Raw genomic sequence first — 17,749 nt, 5'->3', positions numbered from 1 at the left:
GAGTGAATAAATTTTCACCTACAAGCTTTTCAACTTAAGATAAGACTGGCCATTCAAAACGTTCAGTAGTAATGCAGAAAGTTTTAAATTTAATCCAGTATTTGGGAAAAATTTGCCACCAAAATGCCCCAATATTGAGCAATAGCATGATGAGGGCAAACATATTTAAACCCATCAATAATCCGATTCCGATGTGTAAAAAAATGATGTTAATTGCCCATACTCGTTTGGTTAGATTCCAATAAATAAACACAGGAAAAGCGGTTTCAACTAATAAAGTCCACCATGTTAAAAGCTTAGGAATTATAGGAATGGAAGCCAAAAAACTTAAATCAAATTGTGAATAATTGGCATTCCCAATTACATACCAAACCGCCTCCCCTTGAAGCCAGTCGTCACCCATCATTTTGGCAATACCAGCATTAAAGTACACCAAACACAAGTGTATCTGAATGATTCGGATTATAAAACCTGCTTCTGGCGTTGCTCCCATTTGAGACACCCGCCCTTGAAGCTTATCAAGGGAAAGATAAAAGTTACAAGGTGCAAAAATGAGATAAAAAAGTCCAACATGTAAGAAAGTTTCGACACCATACCCAAAAGTCATCGCCGTATTACAGAGCATGAAATGACTCAACCAAGCCAAAATGAGCATTTTTTGGGTATGCCATCCTAGTGTGACTCCTATCAATGCCCCTACATAAATACTCGTTATGAGAACCACCACGGCATTATCTGTAACACCCCAAGGCATCAGAAAATTGGCCAAACCAACAATAGAAGGCAATTCTTTGATGGAAAATAAATCGTATGAAATAAACCACTCCACATAGCCATTCACCCCATACAGATTAAACCATTCAGACGATAAGAGCAAACATTGTAATAAGCCAAAAAGACCAATACTGATTCTTAAAAACACCAGTGGAAATTGGTCAACTGGCTTGAAAAAAAATTGATGAAAACTTAGCGTGAGATTTCTCATGGCTGTGAAAGAGATATGGCAGGTTCTGCGGTTTGAAAGACAACTTCTAACATTTTTTCTGGCTTATTTCTTTTGCCTTGGGCAAATTTTGCCATCGCTGGAATTTTATTACGCTCTATCTTCACGGTAATTTGTGCAGCATCTGGATGTAAATCAAGCGTTCTTGCCGCCCAAGATTTTACCATAATATCTTGTAAATCTGGGGGAAGGTTGTTCAAGGCTAATACACAAGTATGGAATCTTTTTTCAACCTCAGTATTCGAAAATTTAAACGAAGCATCTTTATTGTTTCCTGTCAAATCTTTTACGATAATGCTCACAAAAAAATCGGGGGAAATATTGGGAGAAAAAAAGCTATAATCCGCTTGCAAAACAGTCATTTCGGTATAATATTCCGATACATTTCTGAGAGGATGAACCCAAGGTTCAATCGCTTTCATGGCACTATATTCTCTAAAAGATTTAACACAAATCATGGCAAAATGAAATGTAAAAAATAGCAAGAGCAATACCTGTGGTTTGGTAAAAGGATTTTTCATCAGTTGACAATATGTTTTAACTCTTTTAAATAAAAGGTTCACCCCTCCTGAATCTTTTTAATGAAAACTACACTGAAATATCCGCCCTTCTTATGTTACTAGCGTTTGGCGGCGGCTTCCATAATGGCATTAATAGCTTTAACTTTTTCAGGATATTTTGACGCAAATCCGCTCGTCCAGATTGTTTTTATGTAATTACCCACAGAAGTCACAATTTCGTTGGCATTTACCCCAGCTCCCACTTTATGGTAGGCAGAGACTGTACTTAAATTGCGAATACTGGCACTGCCTAAACGTGTGACTTTACCTGACTCTTCGATAGAAATATTGTAGGCAGACGCATCCACATCTTTCAAAATATCCTGAATTTTAGTAAAGTCATCCTTCGAAAAATTGGCTGTTTTTATATTCGGACGAACAGCAATGACACTGGTGTTTTTTGCACTTTTTTCTAAAATTGTGTTGATGGCTTTTACCTTTTCTGGATACATCGAGGCAAACTTACTAGTCCAAACTGTTTTTACGTAATTACCAACCGTCGTAATAATTTCATTTGCAGCATTGGCGGCACCTCCAACCTTGTGATATGCCGAAACGGTACTTAAATTTCTAATACTTGCACTACCTAACCTCGTAACTTTTCCGCTATTTTCTATCGAAACGCTGTAGGTAGAAGCATCAGCTCCTTTCAGGATTTCTTCGATTTGTGCCAAATCCTTATCCGAAAGATTTGCTGATTTTACTTGAGGTGCCTGTGCCATTACAGACATCATTGGAGCGACTATCATCGCAAGATATAAGGCTAATTTTTTCATTTTTAAATAAAGTTATATGAGAATTATTGGAGGGGTGACATATCTTTCTCAAGGCAAACCATTGGTTTTCAATACCATTTTCACAAAAAAATGACAATGAAATATTACCACACCATTCATGCAAATGGATAAGCCTTGGGGTATTATAAGCCCTAAGTTTTCAGTACAAAATCGGTGTATGTATTAAGATTAACTCTTAAATTTTGTGGTGAAATGAATTGTACTTATAGAAATGATATGCTCAAACGTAGTGATTAGTAACAGTGATGAAATGTGTATAATGGAGGTGCAAACGAAGAATTTTTGACAGGGGAAAATTAATGACTCTGAAAGTGTTCACCAAATTTAGAAGCGATATTTGAGTAAACGGCTCGACTTTTTGGCATAATCAACGGCAACAAAACTCTGGTTTACAGACAATTACCTTTATGTCCTAAGGCGATATTGTTGGCATGTAAGCTATTCTAACTAGGGTGCGCCTTGAGTAGCACCCTAGTTAGAATTTTGAAAATAACATCAAAAGCAATTCTAAAATATTATTCAAAAGGGTTCGAAAACAATTTTCGAACCCTTTTTTGATATTACCATGCTCGATATGACTCGGGTTTAGATGCAATCATTGCGTCTAAACTGATAGAGTAAAACAATCAAAATCATCATTCACTCAATTCCAGAATGACTCAAATCTAACTTTATTTATACAATAAATACTTCCTTCTCATTTTTTTGTAATCGCTCAGCCCAGGTTCCCAAGAGGCTCTAATTTCTTTTTCAGATTTGCCTTCTTTTAATTGGTTTTTAAAATCTGCAACACCAATCAAATAGTCTATATTGCCAATTTGTTTACTCATACTTCTGTCAAAAAACTTATCTTTTTCGGGATAATTATTATATAAATCTATCATCCATTTAAGGTTGATTTGACAGTTTTTTCTTAATTCTTTCGTATCATAGTTGCGCAAATCTACACCATAACAAAGCTCATCCATATAAAGCGGTGATTCGCTCATACCTTTGATACTGGTTGGAGTATACGAAAAGTCATAGACTCCTTTATACAAAGGGCTACCCAATATGGTAAAGGCAAAATACGTACCTCGACCGTGATTCAAACGTGTACCTTCAAACAAGCAGGTTGAAGGATATAACAAAATGCTTTGAGGCGTGTTCAAGTTTGGTGATGGATTGACAGGCAATACATATTCCATATCGTGTTTATAGTTCAAAACTTTCACAATTTTGAGCTTACAGGTTTTTTTCTCAGGTAACCATCCCTCCCCGTTAATCATTTGAGCAAATTCGGCGATCGTCATACCATGGGCAATAGGCACAGGAAACTGACCAATACCCGATTTGAGTTTCATGTCCAATATGGGTCCGTCGACTAGATATCCGTTAGGATTTGGACGGTCCAAAATCAGTAGTTCCTTGTCAAATTCGGCGCAAGATTCCATGACATCTCTCAACACATTGATATACGTATAGAAACGACAACCTACGTCCTGGATATCATAAATCATTAGGTCAACATCGGCTAAATCTTCTTTTGAAGGCTTGCGTTTTTTCCCATACAAAGAAATAATTTGAATCCCAGTGGCAGCGTCTTTTTCATCCGAAACCTTGGTACCATTACTGGCATTTCCTCTAAAACCGTGTTCGGGGCCAAATACTTTTACAATATTGATACCACGAGATAAAAGGCTATCCACTAAGTGTTTTTTGCCAATAATTGTGGTTGGATTTGCGAGAATACCTATACGTTTTCCTTTTAGGTAATCGAAATATTGGTCCGTCTGGTCAGCACCAGTAACTATTGTTTTAGGAGTTTTGGAGGTTGGTTCGTTCGAAGCAAATAGTGTCGATGAACCGAGCAATAGCAATACTGAAAGTAAAAATTTCATAGGCTTTCGGATGAAGTAAAATGAAAAATTAAAATTGGGTTTATGAATAAGTTTCAAACATACGAAGATAAATAAAAAACACTATCCCTTTTTAAGGTTTATCTCTTCCAATAAATCGTTCATTTCCTAATAAAAACTGAATAGCCCTGACAATATTTCTTTCTCTGCTTTCTTCTGCTTTTAGGTTTGCAATATATCTTATGATTTCTTTTTGAAGCGATGGCGTTAATTTTTCGAATACTTGCAGAGCTTCAACATTCGAATTGAGTGCCAGTTGCAATTTGGGATGTATCGCTATTTCTCGACTTTCTTGATCAAATGTAATTTCTATCTCGAGCACTTCACCAATCCTTTTGGGTGAATTTTTCAGCATCGAGGTATTAATATAAAATCGCCATTCACCATCATACTTTACCAGAGTTTGTCGAAATTCCTGTTGGTTAATCTTTCCACAGACAGGAATTGGACCTTTTTCTTTTTTTGCCAATTCAAAAATCGATTCCAAAATCTCCTGAGGAATTTCGAGGTATGGGTTGACTCCAATGATTTTTAGTGTACCCGAAAATGAAAACATCTTTGATGCCATAATCGCTTAAATTTAATCAAAAGCAGTATTAAGTTCTGCAAGAAAAAGATTGATATTTTGTTTAATTGAACGTACTACCGACTGAAATTGATTTATCATCTGACTTCTAGCGTGTAGGTCGTCCGCATGGTAAATACCGCCCTTTGAAAAATTCACCGATTTGTTGGCTTTAGTGAGATTTTCATCAAATTGGTACATCAGCCATCGCTCCTTCGTATTCTGTAATAAAGTTGTTTTACCCGAATTACTAAATTTTGGTTCAGTAAGCATATACCACACAAAAGGAGATATTTCATGCTGATTTTGGTTGAGCCAAACATTTTGTAATAGATTCCGCCTAGTACTCATTTCAACCTTTTTACCCTTTGGATTTAAGGTCGCAAATCCAAGACTTGCACCTAAAACACCTGCACCAATCGCTACACCATTGTTTAGTGATTCGTTCGAAATTAATACCGTGGCAATACTCGATGCCGCTCCTATCACGATAGACGCAACCGTAAATTTGGTTGTCTTACCACTATTGGCATTATCCACAAAATTGGCAATTTGGTCTACACGCTCGCCTTCGCAATCAAGCTCGGCGCTGAGTGCATCTATTTCAGAATTTGCTATCCATACACGATTATCAATTTGTTGCTTGAGGGTATTCAAGCGCACCATTGATTCGAGGCTATTTTTGTTGGGCTTATTGACTATTTCATGAACCTCATCATTAATCCTCAAGGCATTCATAATGAGAATACTAGCCTCCGAGAACCTTGATTTTAGTGAAACATTTGCTTTTAAGATAGAATCTGAATTTGTCGAGATACCATAATTAAAATCTGTTGTATTCTGTGGAGGGATACAGTAACTTTCCTTGGCAATAGAGAGTAAGGTAGCGTTTTTTTGAACCGAACAAGAAGAATTCAAAAAGAGGATACTCATATATCCAATCGTACAGACGCCTGACCAAATTTTCATAGCAAAATGACTTCATTGTGAGGATATTATTCAATAATAGGGATAAATATAGACAAAAAATAAAGGGCTTGCATCGAGATACAAGCCCTTTATTTTCTAAAATTTCAACTTATTTCTTGCCTGTTAGCCAAGTCTCAGAAGTAGTGCCACCAGCAGACTCTTTAGAATAGATTAACAAATCTGTTGATGTCAAAGTTTGTAACTCTCCTTCTGACACCTCAGTCTTGTCCTCAGATGTAATTGTAATTTTTGTACCGTTTACTTTATAAGTAAACTTTTCCGTTGTTAATGGTTGTCCATCCATTGCTGACGCTGAGACGCCTGTACCATCTGCATTGAATTGCATATAACTACTTGCACTTAAAGCAACAGTAATATCCATATTCATCGCTCCTGTTACTTTACTACGAAGTTTGGTGAGTGACCATTTGCCAACAACAGTTGCAGGACTTGCATCATCATTTTTCTTACAAGATGTAATGAACAAAAGAAAAAGAACTGGTAAAATTAATTTGATTTTCATAAAAATTTATTTATTGAACATTAGATAGAAATTACAAGTGTAAAAAATATTTTCTTTGCTAATCCATCAAAAAGTGCTTTTACACAATCATAATCGATAAGGAATTTTTCAGAAACATCAAAATTAATACAATTTTCAATACAAATTAATTTAACTTATTAAACGGTTTTGTTAATCTTATTCCTTCTATTTTACCTTCATCACAAACTCCCAAGTCTTCTCAGAGTTTGGCGTGAGGTTCTTTGGAATAAAGCTCTCACGAGGTTTACCGTTGACATGATATAGTCTTTCTGTGGGAATTTGAAAATTGATATTTGTCTCTTTCAAGTTAAAGCCTTCAATGGCGCCTAGCAACCCTGCCATCTTCGTTCCTACGACCAATGGCTTTTTGAAAGAGTCAAAACCAATCGCCATCCCTTCGCCCATGCTTCCTGTCCAATGACCAACAAGAACGATAAGTTTTCCTTGAAAAATTTTCTTGCGGGGATACACATACTCTATCCAATGACGCTTTGTCTCAAAGTCCTTTTCATCATATTCATGCTGTTGATAGGGCATTGGGGCAGTAATAAATCTTCCCATGATGGCTCTCGCAACGGTTGAATTACCTCCACTAGGCGTGTCAGTTAAGTCTAATATTAAGATAGGGTAATTGATTAAAGAGTCAAGCGCTTGGTCAAATGAGCTAATTAAGTCATTGTTCCATAAGCAGTTATTGATTTTTAGATATGCTTTGTTTTTGGATAATAATTTTGCTTCCATCAAGGGTGTAGCATTACCAGAAAATACTTTATTATCCAATTCGATTGTTTGAGGACGTCCCTCAAAAATAACTTCTATCACTCTTGGTTTATCGTGCGTCCCTGCCAACAACATATCCAAAGCAAACTGCTTCATGGCATTGGAGTGATGTTGAGTAAATTTTGGAAGAAAAGCTGGCAACAACTTTCTGAGCGAATCGCCATTAAATTTCACAATTTCTGCGCCGATTTTAAGTCCTGCTTTTTCAGCATTACTTCCTTTTTTTACATCCGAAACCCAAAACTTGCCTCTTTTCTCTTCCGCATAAAGATCTTGTCCCGATGGTACAAGTCTGTTAGAGGACTTCAGATTTACATTCAAAGACGAATGCCCGTTATGAAGCTCAATCAACATATTTTCTAATAATCGGATAAAATCTTGATTAGTAGTAATGGTAGCTACCTGTGGCTTGTATAATTCCTTTACCTTATTCCAATCAATTTGTTGCTGAGACAAATAGGCATAATGTTGGTAGATAGTATCCCAAAAGGTATCAAAATCTTTTGGGTATTTGCTTTGTGCATTTGTATTAAAACACGAAAGAATGAAGAATAGAAGAGGGTAAATACGTTTCATAGATAATTTTTTTGAGGTAAAATAGGCCATACTTGAATTTTGTCATTCAAACTTATTACCAAAGGTAGAATTTCATAGAAAAGCAGCTGAAAGTTTATGACAAAAAAAAGTGTCAGATTTCTCTGACACAATCAATCTATTGAATTATTGGTTAAAAAGCTCTTTCGTGAGTAGTCCAAATCCAAACCACTGACAGCTCCCATCCGTTTTTTGAAGATTATAGGCTCGAGATTTCAGATAATACGTTTCTGAGGTCGAGCACCCTATATCTTTTGCTTTGGTAAGGCTTAATAAGAATTTCATAAAAAATGTAATATTGTCCTCACTCATTAAATGGGTAGATACAAGCTCACCATTATCGACGCTAGAGGCTACTCTTGACATAAATGGCTGAGGACTCATCGAAGGATTCAGGAAATATCTGGATACTAATTTGCCATTTTCCATTGTAAACAACACAAGCCGATTGGTATTCCCAAAGCAATTGTTTGTGTTGACAAGTACCGAAAGCGATTCTCCTTCATCTAAGTCTAATAAAGGATTGGCAAATGCTGCGGTAATAGTGTCAGCTGAAAAATTAGTTGGACAGGTTTGCCTCAAACGAAAATTTGATGCAAATGTGTTGTGAAGGTTTAAAAACCAAATGCAAACAATAGCTAACGAATAGCGAATAAGTGGAGTCTGTATCATATTTGAACTATTTTTTTGATAAAGACTCCGTATTTTTTCAAATGTTGCAAACAAGCAACTATTTATTCTTTCACCGAAAAAGTTTGTAATTCGCCATAGGTCTCAAAGCCTAATTTTGCATAAATCGGCTCACCCATGACTGAGGCATTTAGCACCGCAATCGAACATCCTTCGCTTCTAGCTTGCGTCAATAAGCGCTCTGTGATTTTACGTCCAATTCCTTTGTTTCTGCCCGCAGGAAGTGTACCAATCGTATGTAAACCTGCCACCTTATCAGAATCAATAAAAAGAGTTCCACAACCCAAAATTTCACCCTCCTCTACATATACAAAAGCTTTTACTTGAGCTGATTGATGTAAAACATTGGCAAAAACATCTGCATTGAAATGGTATTTAAAGGCAACTGTGGCCACATGAGCATAAGCTAGGATTTCTTCAGTTTCTATAACTTGATGAATTTCAGGGATTTCTTCAAAAGGAAACTGTGCGTCCAATGACATTGCCATATTTTGAAGACCAAAGTTGAATACAAAGCGCTCATCCTGCTGAATATTGTGCAAACCAGAAGTGGTTATTCTGGCTGGAAAATTAGCAGTAGGTAAAAGCTCAATAACCGCATCCAAAGCCTCCGTTGAGTTCTCTATTTCGAAAACACGTTTTGGCCAATCAGAGTTGGGAATTGGGTTATATTTGAAATAAGGAGTTTGTCTGAGTGACTGATTCAAACTGCCAACAATAGTCCAATATTCGAATAGGTTTTTGACAATAATATCGTTCATAAAAGCTAAAGAGGATGTTTAATATTTGGGAACAATCTTTTTCTAAATCTAGGAATAATGATAACTTTATTTTCAAAAGAAAGATTCCCTTTTGCCTTTATTCAGCTTTAAACTTCAAATGAATCAAAGTATGTTAATACTGCTATTTCTACTTTAGGATTGAGTTGAATAGTTTGATCAAATAGTTCTCTTCTTAGTTTTTGGTACAAAACAACTGCATTTCTCAAACTTTTTAGTAGGTCTGCTTTTTGATAAGTTGGAACTGTACTAATCAAAGCTTGGTAATCAAGCGCCTCTAATTCCATTTCAACTTTTCGAACACCTCTTGGCAAATTACCATTTTTGATATGCAATAATGGCCCTAAAACTACCATTCGCAAAAAGCCTAAAAAATCCAATGCTTCAAGATACTCGCCACGTCCTATTTTGAGTAATGCATAGTGTACCCAAGTCCAAAAACGGTCTTCAATCCACTGATAATCAGGATAAGGAAATTGGGCTTCTGAATCTTGAATGGCTTGTTGGAGCGCTCCATTCTTATCCAATAAAATAAAAGGCGTTTCGACTCGCACCTTAAACTCGTCGAGGGTGACAAATTTTAAATCTACATGCAATAAAGGATTGTCGTAGAGACAGATAAGCAATCGAGGTTCGCCCACATGTTCTCCTGTAAATCCCGACAGAAAATCGCCCAATGATTCTGCGATAGCTGTCATATTTGCCTTATTAGGCGCTATCTTGTGCTTCGTTACAAGCACCAAATCAAGGTCAGAAAATTCATCTATTTGTTGCGCAATCCACGAACCACCAACTGCCACACCAAGAATGCGATCGTCTTTTTCGAGGATATGTTTGACACGGTAAGCAAAATCAGTTTGTATCATGGTTTTGTAGGTAGTTAAGGGATATAAAGCAAAAATCCCAACCACGGAGCTTCAGGAGCATTAGTGATTGGGATTCTGGAGAATTTATAGGTTTACTAATTTTACCAAGTCCAATCTAATTGTTCGTAATAAGGAATTTTCGACTCTTCACAGATATTCAATAAGCGCTGCTTTACAGGACGGGCATTCCCGATACCAACCTTAGGAATGATAATATGCGAGCTTGACTGGATTTTGGCATAAAAATAATCGCTTGTTTCCGTCACATTTTCGATTTGATTATAGGCAATTGTAGCAGCACGCTCTCCATCTCCCATGAGCATATTGTCCATAAAAAACTCACATTCGATTTCTTTGCCATAACTACCACCAAAAGTATTTTGAACATACTTAGTAATCTCATTTTTGTAATACCCACGTACCAAACGTGGTAATGCCATAATCACAGCACCACCCACCACAATAGAAATCAACGCTACAGTCAAGTGATTTTGAGTGTACAAATAATACCCAGAAATCGCAGAAACCGCCAAATAAACACCTAAGATTTTAGAGGGCGAAAACTTAAACAATTTGTTTTCCGAAGCTACAAAAAGCTCATGTTGAAGATAATCTTCTTCTTGAAGTATAAAACGTATATTCATGGTAAATTATATTTTATTGTGTATTGATACTTTGGTATTAGTGCAAAATAAGATTGCATTATTGGGCATTCGGCACTCAGCTATGGGCACTCGGAAAAATAAAATTTATTTAATTTTGAATATGAATGCTAAGTATGAGTACCGAATTGTGAGTGATAAGTTCTAAGTGTAATTTTTTAACTACTAACACTTTATCTCATCAAATTATTAATTATAGAACATTGATAAGCCCTGTCTATAAGGATTTTTTATAGAACCCAATCTTTTCATCTGCTCCTGAGGAGCGACAGGGTTCCAGATTCTAGCTTTCTGTCGCCCCTACGGAGCTTTTACAAAGGGAAACAATATAATTCTCTTTTAATCAAGCTTATTTTGCTCCTAACTAAGTAATTAAAAAATTACATTCACAATTCATAACTCAGCACTCATAATTAATTTATGAGGCATCCATCACCGAACACTTCCCCTCGAAAGCGAATAGGTGTCACATCTATTCCATCTTTTATGACCACCACCTGATCCCAATTTCCTTTGGTATACATATCAGTACTGAAATGGATGGTATCAAACGGAAGTTTATCACCCAAAATATATTTTCTCACCAGCATTTCTGTTTTGTCAGACGATGAAGATTTGTAAAACCTCCCTCTTAAAATATAGGTATTACGATCAACGGTGAAAGGTTTTATATTTTTTGTAATCTGACCAGTATTAGTATTAAAATCTATTTCGTTAAATTCGAAAGTCGCTAATGAAAAGGTTGAATCATTTTTCGACAAATCAAAATCTTCGAGTGACCACTTTACATACTGACCTGCGTGCACGATATTGCAAGTATCTTTGACCAAATCGCTGAGGCTATAGCTAGAGGTTTGTTTTCCTTCATGAAAAAAACGTAGTACCGTTTTTTTGTTCAATTTTGATCCTGAAATTAAATCATCCATTACAACCACATTTTTGCCATCATTGGTGATAAATACAGACATAGCAACGAAACCTTTTTCAGGAATTGAATACAAAAGATTCCCTTTCGAATCTGTCATATTCCAATTATTTTTCTTTAGTTTAAAGGTAAATTGTTCGTTTCTCGAGCGCACAACCGTTTGACTTCTTGGCTCATCAGCCCAAGCATTTCCAATAGTGATACCGATGTAAAAGAGCGTTAAAATTATATTTTTCATGCTTAATTTTGGATAATAATTGCTGTATTTTCTAAACGAATATACAAATTTGTTTCAATTTTGCTCTTTTATAAGTTAAACCAGGTTCAAAAAACATTCATTTTAACCTCTATTGTATCTGATTTCAAAACTAAGACATTTTAATTAATTTGTACCCCTATCTATTAAACTATTTTTTTAGTTACATTTTTAAATACTTAGTTTGAACAAAAAAATCCTCTCGAAAAAGAGAGGATTCATCAACAACATAAAAGCTTTTTCCAAAAAATCAGTCCCAAACACCATTCCCTGTGGTAAGGATCAGCGGAGCGCCATCGGTTACAACAATCGTATGTTCGTGCTGAGTCATATATCCACCTTTATTCCCTACCATAGTCCAGCCATCCGAGAGAGTTTCAGCAATGGTAGAGTGAGTAGAAATAAATGTCTCGATGGCCACTACCGAATTTCTCTTAAATTTCTCAAAATTAAGACGGTTTTTATAATTCAGAATCTCATGAGGAGGCTCGTGCAATCTTCTTCCAACGCCATGACCTGCCAAGTTTTTGATTACTTTATAACCTCTTTTCTTCGACTCTTTTTCAATCATTTCGCCAATATCTGCAATTCTTACCCCTTCTTTGATATGCTCAATAGCTATTTTCAGAATTTCTTTGGAAGCATTCACAAGTGACTGATGATTATGGATATCCTCCCCTACTACAAATGAACAACCGTTATCAGAGTAATATCCACCAAGTTCGGCCGATACATCTATATTAATGAGTTCGCCTTCTCGCAAAATCCTTTTATCTGAAGGAATTCCGTGACAAAACTCTTTATCAATACTAATACAAGCCCAGCCAGGAAATTTGTAGGTTGCATAAGGTGCAGATTTTGCGCCATACGATTTTAGAATCTCTGCCCCAAAATCATCCAATTCTTTGGTTGACATACCTACTTTGGCATATTCACACATCTTTTTGAGTGTTATGGCAACCACTTCACTAATTTTCTTAATACCAACTAATTCTGATTCATTTTTGATGAGCATGTTAATTGCTTGTTGTTTTGATTTGGTAAAACTCGCTAAATAACGTGGCGTCCAAAGGAATACCAGTTATTTATTACAAAACTACTTTAAAAATCTGAAAGTTATGGCACTATCATGGTACCAGCGTATCATAAGTGGATCTTTTGCATCAGATATGTCTTCAAAACTAACATCTTTTCCAGTGCCATAGTTTATCTGCCAGTGTGGGTTTTTATTGACACCTATCATCAGAACCAACTTACTTCCTTTAGCTAACTGCTTACAGGTCATATAGTTGTGACGAATACTGATAGCTTGAATGGTGTTTGGTTTTAGTAAATTTCGTTTTGATATATCCTTGGACATACTTGCTCGTTGTACTACTTCGCTGAGTGCCAAATATTTACCATTAGGAAGTTTTTCATATAAAGTAAAAACAAGATCAACATCTTTTTTAGATATACTTATATTGAGATTCACATCGTAATAGCCACTCAAGATTATCGGTTCTCTAAACTCCTCTGTCTCATAAATAATTTGTTCAGGTAAAGGGCTCAATGAATCAGTTAACAACTTCGGAAACGCGCCAATTTCTTCCCCAGCTGGTCGATAAATACTTCGATCTTTAAAATCAACTTTTTGTTGATGAAAACCCGTCTTTTCTGGTTTTACTGTTGAAAGCTTATTCGGTAGAAGATAATAACGCTGTTCGCTATTGAACATTTGGTTTAGGCTTCCAACATGTCTCCATTCATTTTTACCTATCACTTCAAAATTCACCTTATCACTTAAAAGTTCTGGTGGAGTTTTACCTTTAAAAATCGAATCAAACCATTTAAAAATTATGCTGTTGATTTTAATTTTTGCCACACTATCAATTGGCCATCCTCCTAGACTATCTCTTTTTGTGCCTTGGGCTGAGGCATGATCGTAAGGACCAATTAACAGTTGATGTTGTGCATGAGGGTTATGCTTGAGATGCTCCTTATAATAATACATGGCTCCTGTCTGATCATCATCCCAATACCCAGTAATGGTCAAAACTGGAATATTAATTTTGGCAAATTCAGCACCTTGGGGAGTCATACTTTTCCAGTAATTATCATAGGTTGGATGTTGCAACCAGCGTTGAAAGTTGGCATTAGGTTTTCCATAAAGAGAGTCTATGGAGGCAAACTTTAGCCCCTTTTTATAGTAATCAAAAAATACAGAATCCCATTTTGAGGAATTTAGAAACTCCTCAAAATTTGTAAGCTTATGAACATCAACAAATCTCAGCCATCGAAAGGCGTAGCTCATAAACACTCCGTTATGCATAGGAAAATCAATTCCTGCACCTACTGATACCTGTGGTACAATGGCTTTTAATGCTGGGTGTATTTTTTTGGCACTTGCCCACTGACTAAAACCTAAATAACTACCACCAGTCATGCCTACTCGACCATCGCACCAAGGTTGTTTGCTCAACCAATCTATGATTTCATAGGCGTCTTCAGCATCATTTTCAAAGGGCTTTAATTCATTAGGACTACATTTCTTTCCTCGGGTATTAATAATCGCCAGATTATACTGATACCGTTTGGCGGCATTTGTTATATCCTGTAGTAAATTTTTACTACTGTCCGCATAAATGTCATACCAAATAATACAGGGTTGAGTCTTAGCTTTGGCATATACAAACATCGCACAAACCGTATTTCCATTTTTAAGTGGAATCTGGACATTGTCCTCCATTACAAATAATGAATCTTCAGTTTTTTGTGCACTTAGTTGGAAATAGGATAAAATTCCAAACAAAAAAATTAGAAGTGTTCTCATAGTTATTGATTTAGTATAATGGAATATTAATCTAATCTACTAAAAATCAAAAACATATAATCACCATATACTCATTGAAATATGATTTAGACTTTTGTAAAACCAAGGTATTCCTTTCAATTTCAGAAAAACTAAACACCAAATTGTTTTAAATGATGGTCGAGATGTTTGTAAAACATATTATTCCATTCTGTCTTACTCAATTTGCCAAATGAATGAGATTCTTTCTGGTCAAAATAGCCCTCGCCTAATTGTTGAGTTTGAGAGATATAATTAATCAATCGATTTTTTTCATACTCAAAATCCTTTTGCTCCGTAATGATAAAAGCAGGAGCTGTTTTTAAACTTTGCTTATATGGCACTTCATTTACTACAAAATTTTTCACAAAAGATTTCAAAAAGAATTTAAGCAAGAAATTAGGCTTAGGGTGCTTGTCTTCATAAACCAATTCGTATGTCACACAGCAATGAGCGAGCATTTGCGCTACGCTCATTTGTCCCCATAAAGGTTGTGAGTCCTTCTGAAGTAGATTAATTCTTTGAATTATTTCTTGAGAAACTTCCGAGGTAAAAATATTGGGTAAAGCCATGATGAGATTAGCGTTAGTTAAATGAGGAATTTTTACTAAAAATAGGAAATAGTTTACATAGTATAAAGAAAATTAAATGCTTAAACTAAAGGCAAGTTGCTCGCATATAACTCGCTGGAGAAAACTCTAACGAGGGCTAACTTGCAATACAAATCCTTCATTTAAGTGATATTCTAACCGCTTAACCTTATATTGTTTCGATCAACTATGATTTCCATTTTTATTGAGCTTATTTTTCTACCTTCAAACCAGAAACCAAAACACCTTTTGTATGAACTGTCCCAATTGTAACGCACCTGTATTCAATTACAACCTCAATATCCAAACGGATATCGGCAAATGTGATGCTTGTCAGCAGGTATTTAAGCTTTCAGCCTCGTTTAAATGTCCACCTTCACAAACAACATTTTCTTATGAATTAGATTTATCTCAGGTTCCAGAAGACATGACCATCAACAAGAATGTTGATGGGATTTCTTTACAAATCAAAAACTCCATTGGCTATGGGTTAATAGCCAGCGTTCTTCCTATTTCGGTATTCTTATTTTTTTACTTTTTTGCCACTGAAGTCATCGACTTTGAATCGATAGACGCTAAAATTCTCTACATCATTTGGGGATTTGGGGCAATTTTTGGTGGCTTTATGATTTGGTTATTCCTACAATCAATTTTTGGCGAACTCAATATCAATCTCACCAATCGAGGAGGAAATATCGAAAAAGGAATAAAAATATTTGGTTGGCATTCAACCTATTCTTTCGATTGGAAAACGGTTTCTGGCATTGAAGAAGAGCTTACTTATTACAAGAATAAAAACCAAATGCAGCCATTTTACAAAATAGTCATTTATGCCAATCAAAGAATCGAAATTGGAGAATCACTCACTGATGAGAAACGCTATTTTGTACTCAAATATTTACAATATTATTTAGGGAAAGTTAAAACTACGGGGAAGTTGCAGTAGTCGTTAAGCCTTTGTTGGTTTGTCTTAAACAAATTTAGCGTCGGCAAAACACTACCGAAATCTTGTCCACAATACTTCGCTAACTGCTTTGGCTTGGCTCGTTGGAGAAAACTCCAGAGAGGGCAAAAAATCTCTCTTTTTCCGTTAAACTCTCCTTTCCGATATTTAACAAAATTGCCTTCCATAAAGAAACCCAATGCCTCTATTGGCATTGGGTTTGCTATAATACTCCCAATTTCTAATAATGTCTCCTTGACATTATTAACCAGTTTTCTTCCACTTCTATACTTTCAAAAAAACCTTATTCTTATACAAAACTCTTAGTAATATAATTTGTGTCAATGTAATGGCACAGGCTGTCAGAACGTTGTGCCAACGCTCTGGACAGTGTTGAATAATTCCTCCAAAAAAGAAATTGGCAGTATGTCCAAAATTTACGATACCTTCTGAAGCCATGTAAATCAAGATGGAGTTTGAGCCAATCCAAATAAACGGTGCTGCCCATTTTTGAAAACCCCAAACGTCGATAATCAAATAAAATACGATAAAAAACCAGATTGAAAATCCACCTACTAAGCAAACAAACGAGCTTGACCATAATCGTTTATTAATCGGAAATGACATATCCCAAATTAGGCCAATTAGGACCAAAACAAGTCCCGCAATTGCTAATACCGCAATTTTCCCATAGGAGGAATTATAGTATTTACTTCTTAAAAAAGTAGTGGTAAAAACGCCTAATAGTGCTGTTCCAATGGCAGGAAGCGTTGAGAGTAGACCTTCTGGGTCAAAAACCTTGCTATGTAATCTTCCTGGCAAAAGCAATCTATCTATATAAGATTCTAAAGAACCTTCTTTCGTAAGTACCCCTGCCCCAAAACCTGGCACTGGTACCAGTTTCATTAAAGCCCAATAAAGTATTAGAATAAATACAAACCAATACACTTGTTTTTGGGTATTGGCATTTAGATAAATAAGACCTGCAAAAAACCATGCTAGTCCAATTCTACCCAATACACTCGCCATTCTTGTCTGCTCGTAACCATTCCATTTAAACAAACCATTTACCACTAGACCTAAAAATATTAGCGTAATAGTTCGCTTTAACATACTCCAATACAAAGGCTTTTTAATGTTGAAAGGCAACTCATAAGCCTCTGCAACGGATGCTTCATTCACTTTCTTTTGCATAGAGAAAGGCATCGAGGCACCTGCAATAAACAAAAACAATGGGAATATCATATCATAAAATGTGATACCGTCCCAAGCTGTATGATGCAGTTGTTCGGACATCCACTCAAATGCTGGAATATGCGTAGTTTCTGCCAAAGCATGAATGATATGCTCACCACTCATAATCCAAAACATATCAAACCCACGAAGCGCATCCAGCGAAATGAGTCTTAGATTTTTTGACTGATTGCTCATATTATAGTTTGTCGAAAAACATTTTCTATTTTCTTTTGTAAAAACTCCAAAGAAGCCACAGTTCAAG

At 35.9% G+C, this 17,749-nt stretch carries 18 protein-coding genes; 1 reads left to right on the top strand and 17 read right to left on the bottom strand.

The window, feature by feature from the left end; genetic code table 11:
• Nucleotides 1–34: 34 nt before the first annotated feature.
• From QM524_RS03745 to QM524_RS03670, 16 genes are all read right to left on the bottom strand, one after another.
• Nucleotides 35–985, bottom strand: a complete 951-nt coding sequence (locus QM524_RS03745; RefSeq protein WP_283343557.1) for an HTTM domain-containing protein — start codon at nucleotides 983–985, stop codon at nucleotides 35–37.
• Entirely contained in the window at nucleotides 982–1,524 is a 543-nt protein-coding gene (locus QM524_RS03740; protein WP_283343556.1) for a hypothetical protein, read from the bottom strand. The genes QM524_RS03745 and QM524_RS03740 overlap by 4 nt, the downstream gene beginning before the upstream one ends.
• A 98-nt stretch (nucleotides 1,525–1,622) precedes the next feature.
• Nucleotides 1,623–2,339, bottom strand: a complete 717-nt coding sequence (locus QM524_RS03735; RefSeq protein ID WP_283343555.1) for a hypothetical protein — start codon at nucleotides 2,337–2,339, stop codon at nucleotides 1,623–1,625.
• A 692-nt stretch (nucleotides 2,340–3,031) separates the two neighbouring features.
• A complete protein-coding gene (locus tag QM524_RS03730; protein ID WP_283343554.1) occupies nucleotides 3,032–4,240 on the bottom strand; it encodes an exo-beta-N-acetylmuramidase NamZ family protein in 1,209 nt (402 codons plus the stop codon).
• A gap of 91 nt (nucleotides 4,241–4,331) precedes the next feature.
• Complete coding sequence (locus tag QM524_RS03725; RefSeq protein ID WP_283343553.1) at nucleotides 4,332–4,826, bottom strand: YdeI/OmpD-associated family protein; 495 nt, start codon at nucleotides 4,824–4,826, stop codon at nucleotides 4,332–4,334.
• A 12-nt stretch (nucleotides 4,827–4,838) separates the two neighbouring features.
• On the bottom strand, nucleotides 4,839–5,792 hold the full coding sequence (locus QM524_RS03720; protein WP_283343552.1) for a hypothetical protein: 954 nt from the start codon (nucleotides 5,790–5,792) through the stop codon (nucleotides 4,839–4,841).
• A 109-nt stretch (nucleotides 5,793–5,901) separates the two neighbouring features.
• A complete protein-coding gene (locus tag QM524_RS03715) occupies nucleotides 5,902–6,315 on the bottom strand; it encodes a lipocalin family protein (RefSeq protein WP_283343551.1) in 414 nt (137 codons plus the stop codon).
• 186 nt (nucleotides 6,316–6,501) lie between these two features.
• Nucleotides 6,502–7,692, bottom strand: a complete 1,191-nt coding sequence (locus QM524_RS03710) for a S41 family peptidase (RefSeq protein WP_283343550.1) — start codon at nucleotides 7,690–7,692, stop codon at nucleotides 6,502–6,504.
• Between the two features lie 144 nt (nucleotides 7,693–7,836).
• Complete coding sequence (locus QM524_RS03705) at nucleotides 7,837–8,382, bottom strand: hypothetical protein (protein WP_283343549.1); 546 nt, start codon at nucleotides 8,380–8,382, stop codon at nucleotides 7,837–7,839.
• A 62-nt stretch (nucleotides 8,383–8,444) separates the two neighbouring features.
• On the bottom strand, nucleotides 8,445–9,161 hold the full coding sequence (locus tag QM524_RS03700; RefSeq protein WP_283343548.1) for a GNAT family N-acetyltransferase: 717 nt from the start codon (nucleotides 9,159–9,161) through the stop codon (nucleotides 8,445–8,447).
• Nucleotides 9,162–9,268: 107 nt separating this feature from the next.
• On the bottom strand, nucleotides 9,269–10,045 hold the full coding sequence (locus QM524_RS03695) for an aminoglycoside 6-adenylyltransferase (RefSeq protein ID WP_283343547.1): 777 nt from the start codon (nucleotides 10,043–10,045) through the stop codon (nucleotides 9,269–9,271).
• Between the two features lie 101 nt (nucleotides 10,046–10,146).
• Nucleotides 10,147–10,689 carry a YcxB family protein gene (locus tag QM524_RS03690; protein WP_095163721.1) on the bottom strand — a complete coding sequence of 181 codons (543 nt, stop codon included), beginning with the start codon at nucleotides 10,687–10,689 and terminating at the stop codon, nucleotides 10,147–10,149.
• A gap of 431 nt (nucleotides 10,690–11,120) precedes the next feature.
• Nucleotides 11,121–11,870 carry a hypothetical protein gene (locus QM524_RS03685; RefSeq protein WP_283343546.1) on the bottom strand — a complete coding sequence of 250 codons (750 nt, stop codon included), beginning with the start codon at nucleotides 11,868–11,870 and terminating at the stop codon, nucleotides 11,121–11,123.
• Between the two features lie 268 nt (nucleotides 11,871–12,138).
• On the bottom strand, nucleotides 12,139–12,903 hold the full coding sequence (gene map, locus QM524_RS03680; protein ID WP_283343545.1) for a type I methionyl aminopeptidase: 765 nt from the start codon (nucleotides 12,901–12,903) through the stop codon (nucleotides 12,139–12,141).
• 81 nt (nucleotides 12,904–12,984) lie between these two features.
• Nucleotides 12,985–14,700: a CocE/NonD family hydrolase gene (locus QM524_RS03675; RefSeq protein WP_283343544.1), complete on the bottom strand. Its 1,716-nt coding sequence runs from the start codon at nucleotides 14,698–14,700 to the stop codon at nucleotides 12,985–12,987.
• A gap of 131 nt (nucleotides 14,701–14,831) precedes the next feature.
• Entirely contained in the window at nucleotides 14,832–15,290 is a 459-nt protein-coding gene (locus QM524_RS03670) for a DUF1569 domain-containing protein (RefSeq protein WP_283343543.1), read from the bottom strand.
• A 271-nt stretch (nucleotides 15,291–15,561) separates the two neighbouring features.
• Here QM524_RS03670 and QM524_RS03665 point away from each other — a divergent pair, with 271 nt between their 5' ends.
• Nucleotides 15,562–16,254: a hypothetical protein gene (locus QM524_RS03665; RefSeq protein WP_283343542.1), complete on the top strand. Its 693-nt coding sequence runs from the start codon at nucleotides 15,562–15,564 to the stop codon at nucleotides 16,252–16,254.
• A 282-nt stretch (nucleotides 16,255–16,536) separates the two neighbouring features.
• Here QM524_RS03665 and QM524_RS03660 read toward each other — a convergent pair whose 3' ends face one another.
• On the bottom strand, nucleotides 16,537–17,682 hold the full coding sequence (locus QM524_RS03660; protein ID WP_283343541.1) for an acyltransferase family protein: 1,146 nt from the start codon (nucleotides 17,680–17,682) through the stop codon (nucleotides 16,537–16,539).
• Between the last annotated feature and the right edge of the window lie 67 nt (nucleotides 17,683–17,749).

The sequence above is a fragment of the Flectobacillus roseus genome (assembly GCF_030056595.1).
GTDB lineage: Bacteria > Bacteroidota > Bacteroidia > Cytophagales > Spirosomataceae > Flectobacillus > Flectobacillus roseus.
Note: the sequence above shows the minus strand (reverse complement) of the source record. Positions and strands in the feature narration are given on the sequence as shown.

Coding starts and splice junctions, on each gene's coding strand:
- QM524_RS03745 (WP_283343557.1), bottom strand. CDS start 985: ATGAGAAATCTCACGCTAAGTTTTCATCAATTTTTTTTCAAGCCAGTT.
- QM524_RS03740 (WP_283343556.1), bottom strand. CDS start 1,524: ATGAAAAATCCTTTTACCAAACCACAGGTATTGCTCTTGCTATTTTTT.
- QM524_RS03735 (WP_283343555.1), bottom strand. CDS start 2,339: ATGAAAAAATTAGCCTTATATCTTGCGATGATAGTCGCTCCAATGATG.
- QM524_RS03730 (WP_283343554.1), bottom strand. CDS start 4,240: ATGAAATTTTTACTTTCAGTATTGCTATTGCTCGGTTCATCGACACTA.
- QM524_RS03725 (WP_283343553.1), bottom strand. CDS start 4,826: ATGGCATCAAAGATGTTTTCATTTTCGGGTACACTAAAAATCATTGGA.
- QM524_RS03720 (WP_283343552.1), bottom strand. CDS start 5,792: ATGAAAATTTGGTCAGGCGTCTGTACGATTGGATATATGAGTATCCTC.
- QM524_RS03715 (WP_283343551.1), bottom strand. CDS start 6,315: ATGAAAATCAAATTAATTTTACCAGTTCTTTTTCTTTTGTTCATTACA.
- QM524_RS03710 (WP_283343550.1), bottom strand. CDS start 7,692: ATGAAACGTATTTACCCTCTTCTATTCTTCATTCTTTCGTGTTTTAAT.
- QM524_RS03705 (WP_283343549.1), bottom strand. CDS start 8,382: ATGATACAGACTCCACTTATTCGCTATTCGTTAGCTATTGTTTGCATT.
- QM524_RS03700 (WP_283343548.1), bottom strand. CDS start 9,161: ATGAACGATATTATTGTCAAAAACCTATTCGAATATTGGACTATTGTT.
- QM524_RS03695 (WP_283343547.1), bottom strand. CDS start 10,045: ATGATACAAACTGATTTTGCTTACCGTGTCAAACATATCCTCGAAAAA.
- QM524_RS03690 (WP_095163721.1), bottom strand. CDS start 10,689: ATGAATATACGTTTTATACTTCAAGAAGAAGATTATCTTCAACATGAG.
- QM524_RS03685 (WP_283343546.1), bottom strand. CDS start 11,870: ATGAAAAATATAATTTTAACGCTCTTTTACATCGGTATCACTATTGGA.
- map (WP_283343545.1), bottom strand. CDS start 12,903: ATGCTCATCAAAAATGAATCAGAATTAGTTGGTATTAAGAAAATTAGT.
- QM524_RS03675 (WP_283343544.1), bottom strand. CDS start 14,700: ATGAGAACACTTCTAATTTTTTTGTTTGGAATTTTATCCTATTTCCAA.
- QM524_RS03670 (WP_283343543.1), bottom strand. CDS start 15,290: ATGGCTTTACCCAATATTTTTACCTCGGAAGTTTCTCAAGAAATAATT.
- QM524_RS03665 (WP_283343542.1), top strand. CDS start 15,562: ATGAACTGTCCCAATTGTAACGCACCTGTATTCAATTACAACCTCAAT.
- QM524_RS03660 (WP_283343541.1), bottom strand. CDS start 17,682: ATGAGCAATCAGTCAAAAAATCTAAGACTCATTTCGCTGGATGCGCTT.